At 69.3% G+C, this 13,430-nt stretch carries 10 protein-coding genes and 1 tRNA gene; 7 read left to right on the top strand and 4 right to left on the bottom strand.

Annotated elements, in window-relative coordinates:
• Positions 1 to 70: 70 nt before the first annotated feature.
• Positions 71 to 147, bottom strand: a tRNA-Arg gene (locus ACP7AZ_RS09100).
• A 167-nt stretch (positions 148 to 314) separates the two neighbouring features.
• On the opposite strand from ACP7AZ_RS09100, the gene ACP7AZ_RS09095 reads away from it, so the two are divergent.
• On the top strand, positions 315 to 2,069 hold the full coding sequence (locus ACP7AZ_RS09095; RefSeq protein WP_426038475.1) for a gamma-glutamyltransferase family protein: 1,755 nt from the start codon (positions 315 to 317) through the stop codon (positions 2,067 to 2,069).
• A 3-nt stretch (positions 2,070 to 2,072) separates the two neighbouring features.
• On the opposite strand, the gene ACP7AZ_RS09090 is transcribed toward ACP7AZ_RS09095, so the two are convergent.
• Together ACP7AZ_RS09090 and ACP7AZ_RS09085 are read right to left on the bottom strand one after the other, a co-directional pair.
• The gene (locus ACP7AZ_RS09090) at positions 2,073 to 3,548 is read right to left on the bottom strand and encodes a sensor histidine kinase (RefSeq protein WP_426038200.1); all 1,476 of its coding nucleotides are present in this window, start codon (positions 3,546 to 3,548) and stop codon (positions 2,073 to 2,075) included.
• Entirely contained in the window at positions 3,545 to 4,267 is a 723-nt protein-coding gene (locus tag ACP7AZ_RS09085; RefSeq protein WP_426038198.1) for a TVP38/TMEM64 family protein, read from the bottom strand. The genes ACP7AZ_RS09090 and ACP7AZ_RS09085 overlap by 4 nt, the downstream gene beginning before the upstream one ends.
• 159 nt (positions 4,268 to 4,426) lie before the next feature.
• Here ACP7AZ_RS09085 and rpmH point away from each other — a divergent pair, with 159 nt between their 5' ends.
• From rpmH to ACP7AZ_RS09055, 6 genes are all read left to right on the top strand, one after another.
• On the top strand, positions 4,427 to 4,561 hold the full coding sequence (gene rpmH / locus ACP7AZ_RS09080) for a 50S ribosomal protein L34 (protein ID WP_013268133.1): 135 nt from the start codon (positions 4,427 to 4,429) through the stop codon (positions 4,559 to 4,561).
• A gap of 29 nt (positions 4,562 to 4,590) precedes the next feature.
• Entirely contained in the window at positions 4,591 to 5,016 is a 426-nt protein-coding gene (gene rnpA / locus ACP7AZ_RS09075; protein ID WP_426038196.1) for a ribonuclease P protein component, read from the top strand.
• A 5-nt stretch (positions 5,017 to 5,021) separates the two neighbouring features.
• Positions 5,022 to 6,854 carry a membrane protein insertase YidC gene (gene yidC / locus ACP7AZ_RS09070; RefSeq protein WP_426038194.1) on the top strand — a complete coding sequence of 611 codons (1,833 nt, stop codon included), beginning with the start codon at positions 5,022 to 5,024 and terminating at the stop codon, positions 6,852 to 6,854.
• Complete coding sequence (gene yihA / locus ACP7AZ_RS09065) at positions 6,851 to 7,492, top strand: ribosome biogenesis GTP-binding protein YihA/YsxC (RefSeq protein WP_426038192.1); 642 nt, start codon at positions 6,851 to 6,853, stop codon at positions 7,490 to 7,492. Before yidC ends, yihA begins: the two co-directional genes overlap by 4 nt.
• 197 nt (positions 7,493 to 7,689) lie before the next feature.
• Positions 7,690 to 9,576 carry a cobaltochelatase subunit CobT gene (cobT, locus tag ACP7AZ_RS09060; RefSeq protein ID WP_426038189.1) on the top strand — a complete coding sequence of 629 codons (1,887 nt, stop codon included), beginning with the start codon at positions 7,690 to 7,692 and terminating at the stop codon, positions 9,574 to 9,576.
• The gene (locus tag ACP7AZ_RS09055; protein WP_426038187.1) at positions 9,576 to 10,520 is read left to right on the top strand and encodes an esterase-like activity of phytase family protein; all 945 of its coding nucleotides are present in this window, start codon (positions 9,576 to 9,578) and stop codon (positions 10,518 to 10,520) included. Before cobT ends, ACP7AZ_RS09055 begins: the two co-directional genes overlap by 1 nt.
• 30 nt (positions 10,521 to 10,550) lie before the next feature.
• On the opposite strand, the gene ACP7AZ_RS09050 is transcribed toward ACP7AZ_RS09055, so the two are convergent.
• Entirely contained in the window at positions 10,551 to 13,406 is a 2,856-nt protein-coding gene (locus tag ACP7AZ_RS09050) for an ATP-dependent DNA helicase (RefSeq protein WP_426038185.1), read from the bottom strand.
• Positions 13,407 to 13,430 lie beyond the last annotated feature (24 nt).

Below are 13,430 nucleotides of genomic sequence, written 5' to 3'. Positions count from 1 at the left end.
GCACTGTAACAGGCCAAAATACGCTCAACCCCGAGTAAGGGTTAAATGTCTGAATTTACTTAGGAAAGAATGGCGCGCCCGGAACGATTCGAACGTCCGACCCTCAGATTCGTAGTCTGATGCTCTATCCAGCTGAGCTACGGGCGCGCACAGGCCTTTACGGCGAGGGCGGGTATCTAGCGGGTCGTCTTGCCGGGCGCAACCCGGTTTTCGTGGCCTTTGTAAAACGGGCGCTTGGAGAGGCGGACGGCGGGGCTTAGGTCGGGGGAGGCGCCTGTCCGCGCCAGTGTTTCCGGGTCGCCTCCCAGATGATCATGTCGAATTCGCCGTTCCGTCCATTGCTCTTCGCCGTCCTGGCGCTGTCATCGACCCTGGCGCTGGCCGGTTGTCAGACCACGACGGTCGGCGGCGCGTCCGCCCCGGTCCAGTCCGCCGCGCCCCCCGCCACTCGTCCGGCGCGCGGTCCGTTCGTCGCGGCGGCCAATCCGCTGGCGGTCGAGGCGGGGATGGCGGTTCTGAGGCGCGGCGGGTCGGCGGTGGACGCCGCGGTCGCGGTGCAGGCGGTACTGGGGCTGGTCGAGCCCCAGTCCTCGGGCCTCGGCGGCGGGGCCTTCATCATGGTCTATGACGCCGGGACGCAGGAGGTCACGACCTATGACGGGCGCGAGACGGCGCCCTCGGCGGCGACGCCCGAACTGTTCTACGAGAACGGCCGCCCCCTGCCCTTCATGGACGCGGTGTTGAGCGGGCGATCCACGGGCGCGCCCGGCGCCGTGGCCGCCCTGGCGATGGCGCAGGAGACGCATGGAAGCCTGCCCTGGCCCTCCCTGTTCGGCGACGCCGAGCGTCTGGCCCGCGACGGGTTTACGGTCAGCCCGCGTCTGGCCGGCTTTATCGCCGGAACATTCGGGCAGGCGCGCACCCGCTGGGCCACCGAGTATTTCACCAGGCCCGATGGCAGCCGCTACGTCGCCGGCGACACCCTGCGAAACCCCGCCTACGCCGAGACGGTCGCGACCATCGCCCGCGACGGGATCGAAGCCCTGCGCACCGGTCCGATCGCCGAGGCCATCATCGAGACGGTGAGAGCCGAGCCGCGCCCGGGATCGCTGAGTGACGCCGACCTCGCCGCCTATCGGCCCATCGTCCGCGACGCCCTGTGTCGTCCGTTCCGTGTCTATGTGATCTGCATCCCGCCGCCGCCGTCCAGCGGCGTGGCCCTGCTGCAGCTCCTGGCCATGGCCGAGACCCCGACCGTCGCCCCGGTTCTCGCCGAGGGCGAGACCAGCGCCGCCGCCTGGACCATGTTCGCCCAGCTGCAGCGGCTGATGTACGCCGACCGCGACCGCTATGTCGCCGACCCCGCCTTCGTCGGCGTGCCCGTGGCCGGCCTGCTCGACCCCGATTACGTCGCCTCCCGCGCCGCCCTGTCCCCCGGCCTGGCCGGCGCCGCCACAGCCGGGACACCGCCCGGCGGCGTGTTCCGCGCCCCTGACGCGACGGCCGAGCCCTCCGGCACGTCCCACATGGTCATCGTCGACGCGGCCGGGAACGCCGTCTCCATGACCACGACGGTCGAGAGCATCTTCGGTTCGGGCCGGATGGCGGCGGGCTTCTTTCTCAACAACCAGCTGACCGACTTCTCCTTCTCGCCGACGACGGCGGAGGGCGGGCCCATCGCCAACGCCGTGGCGGCGGGCAAGCGGCCGCGCTCGTCGATGTCGCCGATCATCATTCTGGATCATCAGGGTCGTCTGGTCGGGGCCATGGGCTCGCCGGGCGGATCGGCGATCCTGGCCTATAACGCCAAGGGACTGGTCGGGACGCTGATCTGGGGCCTGCCGGTGCAGGCGACGTTCGACCTGCCCAACCTCGTCGCCAAGGGTCCGGGCTTCGGCGCCGACACGTCGCGGTTCGGGCCGACCCTGACCGAAGGGCTGGCGAGGAACGGCATCATCCTCCAGCCCAACGCGTCGGAGACCTCAGGCCTGCATGGAGCGATCTGGCGCGGAGATCACTGGGACGGCGGCGCCGACGACCGGCGCGAGGGCGTGGCCCGGACCGAATAGGCCTCAGCCCGGCAGGCGCAGCTCGAAGGTCGTGCCGGTCGGGCCGGTCTCGACGAGGCGCAGCTCGCCCTCATGGTTGGTCGCGAGTTCGCGCGAGATCGTCAGGCCCAGACCGGTGCCGTCCGCCGAGCCGCCCGAGACGAAGGGTTCGAACAGGCGCTCGGACAGGCGCGGGGGAATGCCGGGGCCGTCGTCGACGATGCGGATGACGCACCAGCCATCCTCTCTCGAGGCCTCGACCATGACCGAGCCAAGCGGGCCACCCTTCCTGCGAGGCGCGCGCGCGGCGTCGCGCTCGATGGCCTGACGGGCGTTGCGCATCAGATTGACCAGGATGCGGTGCAGTTGGTCTGCGTCGGCCTGGACGGCGAAGCGTCCCGGAAGCGCTTTCACCAGCCGCACGCCGTGGGCCTCCAGTCCCGCATCCTCGCCGGCGGATGTCACGGCCCGGGCCAGCGCCACCCGATCCTTGACCGGCGCCGGCTCCTCGGACTTGCCGTAGTCCAGCACATTGCGGGTAAGGGCGGCGGCCCGACCCAGGGCCCGCTCCAGACGCGGCAGGGCCTTGGCCACCTGGGGATCGGCGGAATCGGCCAGACGCTCCGAGGCGATCTGGGCCGAGGTCAGCATGTTGCGCAGGTCGTGGTTGATCTTGGCCACCGCCTCGCCCAGCGCCACGAGACGCGAGCGAGAGCGCAAGGCCTGACGCACCTCCTCCTGCATAACGGCCAGTTCGCGTTCGACCCGGCCGATCTCGTCATGGCGGTCGGAGGGGGTCGGGGCGACGGTCTGGGGATCGGCGGCGAAGCCTTCGATGGACCGGGTCACCCGCCGCAGGGGCTGCAGCACCAGGAAGGCGAGGCCGGCGTAGAGCAGCCCGCCAGCGACCACCGAGATGATGATGGACACCAACAGGCTGTTGAGCAGGAAGGCGCGCAGTTCGACTTTCAAGGGCTCCGCCGGCGCGACCACGTCGATGAAGTCGCCGGAGCGATATCGGGGGGCTGCCCGCGCCCGGATCGACCGGTCGGGATGGCCGAACAGGGTCCGGACCGGATCCAGCAGCTTCGACCCGGAGCTGCGCCCTCTCAGGTCGATGAAATCGGGCGCGCGGGCCAGGTTCGGGGCCTGCAACAGCTGGCGCATGACGCCCTGGTCGCTGATCGCCACCGCCGATACCCCGCCGATACGCAGCAGCTGTTCCGCCGTCTGATCGTCCACGGCGCTGTAGGGCAGGGCCTCAACGCCTACGGAGGCGAGTTCGGCTGCCTGGAGCCGGTCCATCAGCCAGCGTTCGTGGAAGGTCGCCGCATTGGGACCCAGGATCAAAGCCTGCACCGCCACGGTGAACAGCACGGTCAGCAGCAGCAGCCGCGACGACAGGCCGTCGGGCGCCTGGGGCTTCAGCCGCTCGCGCCAGTCCGCGGGCGGCCGCAGCCGGTCAAACAGGTCGCGCGGAATGACCCGGGGCGGCCTCACGGCGTCGCGGCTCCGGGCAGGCGCGCCTGGATCGTCTTCAGGATCAGAGGCAGGACCACGGCCAGCACGAAGACGCCCGCCATCGGGGCCCAGAACTGGCCGAACAGGGCCTGGATGTCGGGGTTGGGGTTCTCGGCCAGCAGCTGGTTCAGCCGCGCCCCGATCCAGCAGTAGATGATGTGGGCCGGCAGCAGGCCGATGACCGTGGCGACGGTATAGGGGACCAGCCGGACCGACATGATCCCGGCGGCGATATTGATCATGTGGAAGGGCACGACGACAGCAAGACGCGAGGCCAGGACATACCAGAAGGTGTCCTTGTCGATGGCGGCGCAGACCGTCTTCAGCATCCCCTTGTCGCGTTCGGCCTTGCGACGCAGGTCCTGGCCAAGGGCCGAGCGGGCGACCGCATAGACGATCAGGGCGCCGACGGTGGCGGCGATCGAGGTCGAGACCCCGCCGACCCAGGGGCCGAACAGATAGCCGGCCGTAATGGTCACGAAGAAGACGCCGGGCACCACGCTGGCGGTCGCCGTGGCGAACACAGCCATCAACACCAGCAGGGCCAGCAGATAGTTCTGGGCCGTGAAGGCACGCAGCTCGTCGCCGTGGTCGCGCAGGGTGTCGAGCGACAGATAGCGGTTCCAGCCCATGCCGAAGATCAGGGCGATGACGCAGGCCAGAAGAATGAGGGGAAGAAACCGTTTCAGGCGATCCATGGCGTTTCCAACGGCAGCATTCTCAACGGGTCTGGGCGTTTTCAGGCTATAGGACTTCGTCGGCGGCGTTGACAGCCGCAGCCCCTCCGCTTATACGCCCGCCCTTCCCGCAGAGGACACGTTCGTCCCCCGCGCCACTTATAACCCCTGGAGCCGACCGTGAAGCGGACCTATCAGCCGTCGCGACTCGTGCGCAAGCGCCGTCACGGCTTCCGTTCGCGGATGGCCACCAAGAACGGACAGAAGATCGTTGCGCGGCGTCGCGCCAAGGGCCGCAAGAAGCTGACGGCTTAAGCGGCCTTCCCCTCGATCAGAGGGGATCGATGCCGATTGCCATTACAATCCATCGCCTGACCTCGCGGCCCCAGTTTCTGGCGGCCGCGAAAGGCGTTTCTCAGGCGCGCGGCGCCGTGGTCGTCCAGCGACTGGACCGCGCCGACGGGGATGCGACCATAGGCATCGGCTTCACCGCCACGCGCAAGGTCGGCGGGGCCGTCGTGCGCAACCGCTGCAAACGCCGGCTGCGCGAGGCCGCCCGCGCCCTGGTCGGGCAGCACGGCGTGCCTGGAAGCGACTATGTCTTCATCGCTCGACAAGGCACTCCGGACCGGCCCTGGGAGCGTTTGCTTGACGATGTGAAATCGGCGCTTACAAGGCTCGCGAGCCCCGCCGACGGCCCCAGACCGGCCCGCCCGGCCACACCTTCTCCCGACACGCCCGTTCCCCTTTCCGACGACCTGGACCGCTGATCCGAATGAAGAACGAGAACACGCGCAACATGGTGATCTTCGCCGTGTGCACGGCGGCGATCCTGCTCCTGTACCAGGTCTTCGTCATGGGCCCGCAGATGGAGCGCCGGAAGGCTGCCCAGGAAGCCGCTGCCGCTGAACAGACCGCCACGCCGGCGGGAACGACAGCGGACGCCGTTCCCGGCTCCACCACGGCCACGGGCGCGCTGACATTCGTGACGGATCGCACTGAGGCGCTGGGCACGGTCCCGCGCATCCCGGTCTCCACGCCGACGCTGCAGGGGTCCCTGTCGCTCCAGGGCGGTCGCATCGACGACCTGTTCCTCAAGAACTATCGCCAGACTGTCGATCCTTCTTCGCCCTATGAAGAGCTGTTCCGCCCGCAGGGCATGGAGCACGCCTATTTCGCCCAGTTCGGCTGGACCGGCCCCAATGTCGCTGGCGGCGTTCCCGGCCCGAACACCGTCTGGCGCCTGACCGGCGGCTCGACCCTGACCGAGACCACCCCCGTCACCCTGACCTGGGACAACGGACAAGGCCTGCGCTTCACACGCGTCATCGCACTCGACGCGCAGTATATGTTCACCGTCACCGACACGGTCGCCAACCTCGGCACCGCCCCGATCGTGATCGCCCCCTATGGCCGCATCGAGCGCCAGGGCGTGCCGCCAGTCCTGGGCAAGACCCAGATCCTGCACGAGGGCGCCATCGGCACCTTCTCCAAGGGCGACGGCTACGCCACCACCCAGCTGAAGTACGGCGACTGGGCCAAGAAGCCGCGCGAGGAGTTCGAGTCCGTTGGCGGCTGGCTGGGCATCACCGACAAATACTGGATGGCGGCCCTGATCCCGCCCCAGACCGAAACGATCCAGGCTGAGTTCCGCGTCACCGACGCCTCGACCTACAACATCCACGAGGCCCGCATTCTGGGCGAGGCGCGGACGATCAATCCGGGTCGCCAGATCACCGAGGTCCAGCACCTGTTCGCCGGCGCCAAGCGCAACGAGATCCTCTCGGCCTACGAGAAACAGTACGAGCTGCCGCGCTTCATCTATGCGATCGACTGGGGCTTCCTGTTCTTCCTGACGCGCCCGATCTTCCTGCTGGTCGAGTTCTTCTACGGCCTGGTCGGCAACTTCGGCGTGGCCATCCTGCTGCTGACGCTGACCATCAAGCTGATCATGTTCCCGCTGGCCAACAAGAGCTACGAGAGCCTGTCCAAGATGCGGAAACTCCAGCCGCTGATGGAGAAGATCAAGGAGCAGAACAAGGACGATCCGCAGGCCCAGCAGAAGGCCACGATGGAGCTGTACCAGAAGGAGAAGATCAATCCGCTGGCGGGCTGTCTGCCCATCCTCGTCCAGATCCCGGTCTTCTACGCCCTCTACAAGGTGCTGTTCGTCACCATAGAGATGCGGCATGCGCCCTTCTTCGGCTGGATCCGCGACCTGTCGGCGCCGGACCCGACCAACATCTGGAACCTGTTCGGCCTGATCCCCTGGGATCCCTCGTCCGTGCCCCTGGTCGGCAATCTGATCGGTTCGCACGCTGGCGGCTTCACCCTGGCGCTCAGCGTCCTGGCCATTATCTACGGCTTCACCATGTGGCTGCAGCAGGCGATGAACCCGCCCGCGCCTGATCCGGTCCAACGCCAGATCTTCGCCTGGATGCCGATCGTCTTCACCTTCATCATGGCCGGCTTCCCGGCGGGCCTGCTGGTCTACTGGGCCTGGAACAACGTGCTCTCGATCGCCCAGCAGTATTTCATCATGCATCGCTTCGGGGCCGAGAACCCGATCGATGACCTGATCGCCAAACTCACGAAGAAGCCCGCTTGACCGAGTTTTCCGACGAAGAGGTCGAGGCCGCACGCGTTCTGTTCGCGCGCCCGGCGACCTTCGTCATGGGCGCCGCCAAGATCGAGCAACTTCCAGAACCCAACCTGCCCGAGATCGCCTTCGCCGGAAGGTCGAACGTCGGCAAGTCCAGCCTGATCAATGGGCTGGTCGGCATGCACAAGCTGGCCCGCGCCTCCAACGAGCCGGGCCGGACGCGGGAGGTCAACTTCTTCGACCTCGACGGCAAGCTGCGGCTGGTCGACCTGCCCGGCTACGGCTGGGCCAAGGCGTCGAAGACGACCGTGCGTCAGTTCCAGAACCTGGGCCGCGACTATCTGCGCGGCCGGGTGACGCTGAAGCGGGTCTATCTGCTGATCGACGCCCGCCATGGTCTGAAGTCGGTCGACACCGAGGCGCTCGATGCGCTGGACCTCGCCGCCGTCAGCTATCAGATCGTCCTCACCAAGGCCGACAAGATCAAGGCGCACGAGCGTGACACGGTTCAAGCGGCGACGCTCAAAGCCATCTCCAAACGCCCCGCCGCCTTCCCGGCGGTGATCGTGACCTCGGCCGAAAAGGGCGCGGGTCTGCCCGAACTGCGGGCGGAGATCATGCGCACGACGGGCGCGGAGCTCTGAGTCCCTTCCTTCTCCCGGTGGGAGAAGGTGGCTCGCGAAGCGAGACGGATGAGGGTTCGGCCTCACCGGTGACGCACGACCCTCACCCTTTCGCGCAAGGCGGTTCGCTACGCTCTCCGGCGCTTAATCCCTCTCCCAACGGGAGAGGGAGCCCGTCTGCTCTGGCCTCTCCAGCCCTGACCGCCTAACTAGCCCCCATGCCCCCCGCCGACACCCCTGCCGAGGTCTTCAAGCGCGCGCTCGCCCATGCGGCCCGCGCCCTCGCAGAACAGTCTGAGCTCGAGGTCGCGTTCGGCTCCGACGGCCCCAAGCTGACCGGCGGCGTCCTGACCCTGCCGCATCCCCCCCGCACGCCCAGCGAGGGCGACAGCGCCACCATCCGGGGGCAGGCCGACCGGCTGGCGCTCCGTCTCGCCAACCACGATCCGGCGATCCACTCGACCTTGCGCCCCACCGACAGCCGCGCGGCGGAGGTGTTCGAGGCCGTGGAACAGGCCCGCGTTGAGGCCCATGGGTCCACCGCCCTGGCCGGCGTCCGCAACAATATGAACGCCGCGCTCCTGATCCGTCTGGAGAAGATGGGCGCCCTGCGGATCACCGAGGCCGACCGCGTCCCCGTCGGCGAGGCCGTCGCCCTGCTGCTGCGCGAACGCGTCACCGGCCAGCGCAGTCCCGACGGCGCCGGGGCCATGCTCGATCTCGTGCGGACGGACATTGAGGCCAAGGCTCACGTCCAGCTCGACAGGCTGGCCGAGACCGCCGGCGACCAGGCCGCCTTCGGCAAGGCGTTGAAGGACGTGCTGCGCGCCCTCGACCTCGACCCCGGCGACGGGCGCGGCGACGACGCGTCCGAGGACCAGGGCGACGAGGAGCCGGATCCCCAGGAGCCCGAGGCCAGCGAGGACCAGGACGAAGAAGAGGACGAGAGCGGCGGCGAAGGCGGCCAGTCGATGGACGGCGCCTCCGAGGACCCCACGTCTGAACAGGACCGCGACGCTCGCCCCGACGGCTCCCCCGCCGAGCGCGATGGCGACGCCGCCGACGACGGTCCCGACGTCGCCGAGGGCGCCCTGCCGAACCGCCAGGAGAACGCCGACGATGGCCGCGCCATCGACGCCTATCGCGTCTTCACGACCGCCTATGACGAGGTCGTGGACGCCGCCGACCTGTGCGACCCGATGGAGCTGGACCGGCTGCGGTCGCTGCTGGACCAGCAACTGACCATCCTGTCGTCCGTCGTCGCCCGCCTGGCCAACAAGCTGCAGCGCCGGCTGATGGCGCAGCAGAACCGGTCTTGGGCCTTTGACCTCGAGGAAGGAGTTCTCGACACCGCCCGCCTGACCCGCGTCATCACCGACCCGACCAGCCCGCTATCGTTCAAGATGGAGAGTGAAAGCCCTTTCCGCGACACGGTCGTCACCCTGCTGCTCGACAACTCCGGCTCGATGCGCGGCCGCCCGATCATGGTCGCGGCGGTCTGCGCCGACATCCTGGCGCGGACGCTGGAACGCTGCGGCGTCAAGGTCGAGATCCTCGGCTTCACCACCCGCGCATGGAAGGGCGGACAGGCGCGAGAAGCCTGGATCACGGCCGGCAAGCCGTCGATGCCCGGTCGCCTGAACGACCTGCGCCACATCATCTACAAGGCCGCCGATTCCCCCTGGCGACGGGCCAGGAAGAACCTCGGCCTGATGATGCGCGAAGGCCTGCTGAAGGAGAACATCGACGGCGAGGCCCTGACCTGGGCCCACGACCGGCTGAAGGCCCGGCCCGAGTCGCGCCAGATTCTGATGGTCATCTCCGACGGCTCGCCGGTCGACGATTCCACCCAGTCCGCCAACGCCGCCCTCTATCTCGACAAACACCTGCGCAAGGTGATCGAGGACATCGAGACCCGGTCCCCGGTCGAACTGATCGCCATCGGCATCGGCCACGACGTAACCCGCTGGTATCGCCGCGCCGTCACCATCGTCGACGTCGAACAACTGGGCGGCGTCATGATCGAGAAGCTGGCCGAACTGTTCGATGCGGCGCCCAAGCAGGCGACGAAAAAGGGCGGCCGTCGCCTCAAGCGCGCGGCGTGATGCGGCTGCTTTTCCGCGCCGCGGCGTCGCTGGCCCTCATGGGTATGGCGGCCTGCGCGGCCATCGCGACCTCGATGCCCGGCCTGGTCACCGGTCCCGACCATGCCCTCCGCATGGAAGCCCGCCATGTGCCCCTGGGCATCGGCGGCGCGACCCTGGCGCCCGGCGTCACCTATGGGGGCGGCCTGATCCTTCGCGGGCCTGGCCTGCACGGCCTGTCCGACCTGAAGATGCAGGGCGACCGCGCCTGGGTCGTCAGCGACTTCGGCGACCTCGTCCGCTTCACCCTCCGGCTCGACCGCAACGGCCGCCTGAGCTCCGCCGACAGCGCCGTCAGCCGCCCCCTGACCGGCCCGGACGGCGCCGTCCTGACGCCCAAGGCCAATGCGGATGCGGAAGGGTTGGCCCTGCTCCCCGACGGCCGCGTCCTGATCAGTTTCGAGCGCGATCACCGCATCTGGTCCTACGGCGTCGGGGCGAACGATCGGCCGGGCCTGGTCTCCACCCCCCGTCACCCGTTCGAGGACAATCAGGGCCTCGAGGGTCTGGCCCCCGCCCCCGACGGCCACTGGCTCGCGCTCGGCGAGGCCGGCGGCGCCTGGCTCTGCGACGCCGACGCCTGCAAGTCCCTGCCCAACGCCCCGACCTCATACATGGATGGCTTCCTGACCACCGGCGCCGATGTCGACCCGGCGGGCGGCTGGTTCATCGTCCAGCGTCTGTTCACGCCCCCGCTCAACATGCAGGCCCGCGTCCGCCGGATGGCCCCGGACGGGACCCTGTCGGCCCCCCTGATCCACCTGCGCCCACCGGCCTCGACCGACAATTTCGAAGGGATCGCCGCGGTCCCGACCGCGACGGGGACGCGTGTCTATCTGCTCAGCGACGACAATGACAACATCGTCCAGAAGACCCTGCTGCTGGCCTTTGATGTGAGGCGCTGACGGGCCCCTTCTCCCGCAAGGGATGAAGGGTCAGGACAAGAAGCTCTTCGTCAGCTCAATCGCCTCGACCAGGCTCATTCGCTGGACCTCGGTCCCCGGCGGGAGGGCGGCGAACAATCGTGTCGGCGTGGCCGCGTCCAGCATGACGAACACCCCCTTGTCGTCCGCCCGCCGGATCAGCCGACCGAAGGCCTGGGCGATACGGGCGCGGGCCAGGGCATCGTCATAGCCCTTGGCCCCGAACTTCTCGCGCCGGGCCTTGTGCAACAGGTCGGGGCGCGGCCAGGGCACCCGGTCGAAGGCCAGCAGCCGCAGCGAGCGGCCGGGCACATCGACGCCGTCCCGGACGGCATCGGTGCCCAGCAGGCAACTGTCCTGTTCGGCGCGGAAGATGTCGACCAGGGCCCCGACCTCCAGTGGATCGACGTGCTGGGCGTAGAGGGGGATCTGGGCCTTGGCCAGGTCCGGGCCGAGGCGTTCGTAGACGGCCTTCAACCGGCGGATGGCTGTGAACAGGCCCAGGCCCCCGCCCCCGGCCGCCAGGAACAGTTCGCGCATCGCGGCCGCCGTCTGGCGCGGGTCGTCCTTGCCCACGTCGGTGACGACGATCACCCGACTGTTCGACGCATAGTCAAAGGGGCTCTCGACCTTCAGGGTGCGCGCCGGTTCGATCAGCCGCGCGGCCCCGGTGCGCATCCGGGCCATGCCGAAGAGGTCTCCTCCGCTCGCCTCCGCGATCGGGTCGGACAGGGTGGCGGAGGTCACCAGCACGCCATGGGCCGGCAGAATCACGGCCGCCTCAAGTGGCACGGTCGGGTCGATCCAGTGACGGCGCAGGGCCACGTCGTGGATGCGGCCGAACGCCGTCTCGACCGACAGCCAGTCGACGAAATCCGGGTCGGGCGCGTCGCCGCCGTCCTCCAACGCCGCCAGCATCGACCGCCACCCCGGCAGGGTCATGCGGGCACGACGGTCGAGGCCGCGAAGGGCCCCTTCGATCCGGGCGCGCGAGGCTCCGTCCAACTCCGCCGCCTCGTCGTCGAGGATGTCCTCCAGATGGCGAGCGAGGGCCAGCAGGGGGGCCTCGACGGCGGCGATGGCCTGGGCTGCGCGCCGGGCTGTTTCCAGCAGCGGTTCGGTCGCCGGGCGGACCGAACATTCGGTGCCGAACTCGGACGATCCCGACGAGGCCGCTTCCGACGTGCGGGCCCTGATCTGTTCCAGCGCAGCCATCAGGAACTGTTCGATCGGGCCGACGGGATTCACTTCTCCCGAGGGCGGCGCGATCCGGCCGGAGATGCCTTCACCCGGCAAAGCGGCCGCCGCGCGGATGGCATCCTGAAGCGCCCTGGCCGCTGCCTCGTTGTCGGCGCACAGATCGCCTAGCCGCTGTTCCAGACCACGCCCCCGACGACCGCGTCCCTCCGGCCCCCGGATCCAGCGGCGCAGCTCGGCCGCCTCCTGACCCGACAGGCAGGCGGAGAAGGCGCTGTCGGCGGCGTCGAACAGATGGTGGCCCTCGTCGAAGACGATGCGCTTGAGGGCGGCGGTCTCGCCGTCCTGCTTCAGGCCTCGCGCCGAACGTGCGCCGTCGAAGGCCGCCTGGGTCATGACCAGGGCGTGGTTGGCGACGACGAGGTCGGCACGGCGGCTCGCGCGGATGGTCTTTTCGACGAAACAGGTGCGGTAGTGGGGGCAGGCCGCGTGGACGCATTCGCCGCGTCGGTCGACGAGGTTGCCCGCCGAGGCCTGGCTTGCAGACGCCACTGCGAACAGGCCGGGCAGCCAGCCGGGGAAATCGCCGCCGGTCATGTCGCCGTCGCGCGTGTGCAGGGCCCAGCGGCTGGTCAGGGCCAGGCCGATCAGGTCGCCGTTCCCCAGCTGGGCCGCCTGGACCATGTCCTGAAGGTTCAGCAGGCAGAGGTAGTTCTCGCGGCCCTTGCGGACGACAGTCTTGCGCTTGCGCTCGACCGGATCGGGCCACAGGGCGGCGCTCTCGCGATCGATCTGGCGCTGCAGGGCCCGGGTATAGGTCGAGACCCAGGCCGCGCCCTGATTCCGTTCAGCCCACAGGGAGGCGGCGGCCAGATAGCCGAGCGTCTTGCCAGTGCCGGTGCCGGCCTCGGCCAGCAGCATGCGCGGCCTGCCCTCCTCGTTGCGGGGCGAGAAGGCGTAGGCGGCCTCGGCGGCGTAGTCGGACTGGGTCGGGCGGGTTTCGTCGAGGCCCGAGGCCTGCAGCAGTTTCTCGAGCCGGATCCGAGCGGATTCGGAATCGACCGGAGCGGACCCTGCCTCCCCACGCGGCGCCTCGTCCTCCCACTCCGGCAGGCGCGACCAGGCGTCGAGCCCCGAGCCCCGATGCTGGCGCGCCCGGAGCGGTCCAGCCTGCAAGGCGCCCGACACCCGCCATGCCCAGGACCAGCCGGCGCGCCCCAGCGTCTCGGCCAGGGTGAAGGCATCCTCGCGATGCGGATAGGCGGGGTCGGCCAGCTCCTTCAGCAGAACGGCGGCGGCGTCTCTGAGCGCAGCGGCCTGGGCCTCAGCGCCCTTGGGTTCGGCCATGCCCAGCGCCAGGGCCAGCCCTGACGGCGACGGGGCGCAGAAGGTCGCCGGCCGCACGAAGGCCCACAGCTCCAGCACGTCCAGAAGGTCGGCGGACCGGGGCGGGGCGGACAGGCCCAGCCTGCGCGCCGTCAGCGAGGCGTGCGCCACCATCACCGGCCCACCGGTGAATACGCCCTCAGCGGCGCCTCGCCCGATCTTCCGCGCGCCCTCGTCGTCGCAGATCGCGCCCGCGCCCGGCGGCACGGCCAGCGCAGGCGGCAGGACGAGCCACGGCTCGGCGCCGGTCAGGTTGAGGTTGGAGAGGACGGATTCGTCGGACACGTCAGAGAGATAGCGACGAACGGC

This window comes from Brevundimonas sp. DC300-4 (assembly GCF_049897365.1).
Taxonomy (GTDB): Bacteria; Pseudomonadota; Alphaproteobacteria; order Caulobacterales; family Caulobacteraceae; genus Brevundimonas.
Note: the sequence above shows the minus strand (reverse complement) of the source record. Positions and strands in the feature narration are given on the sequence as shown.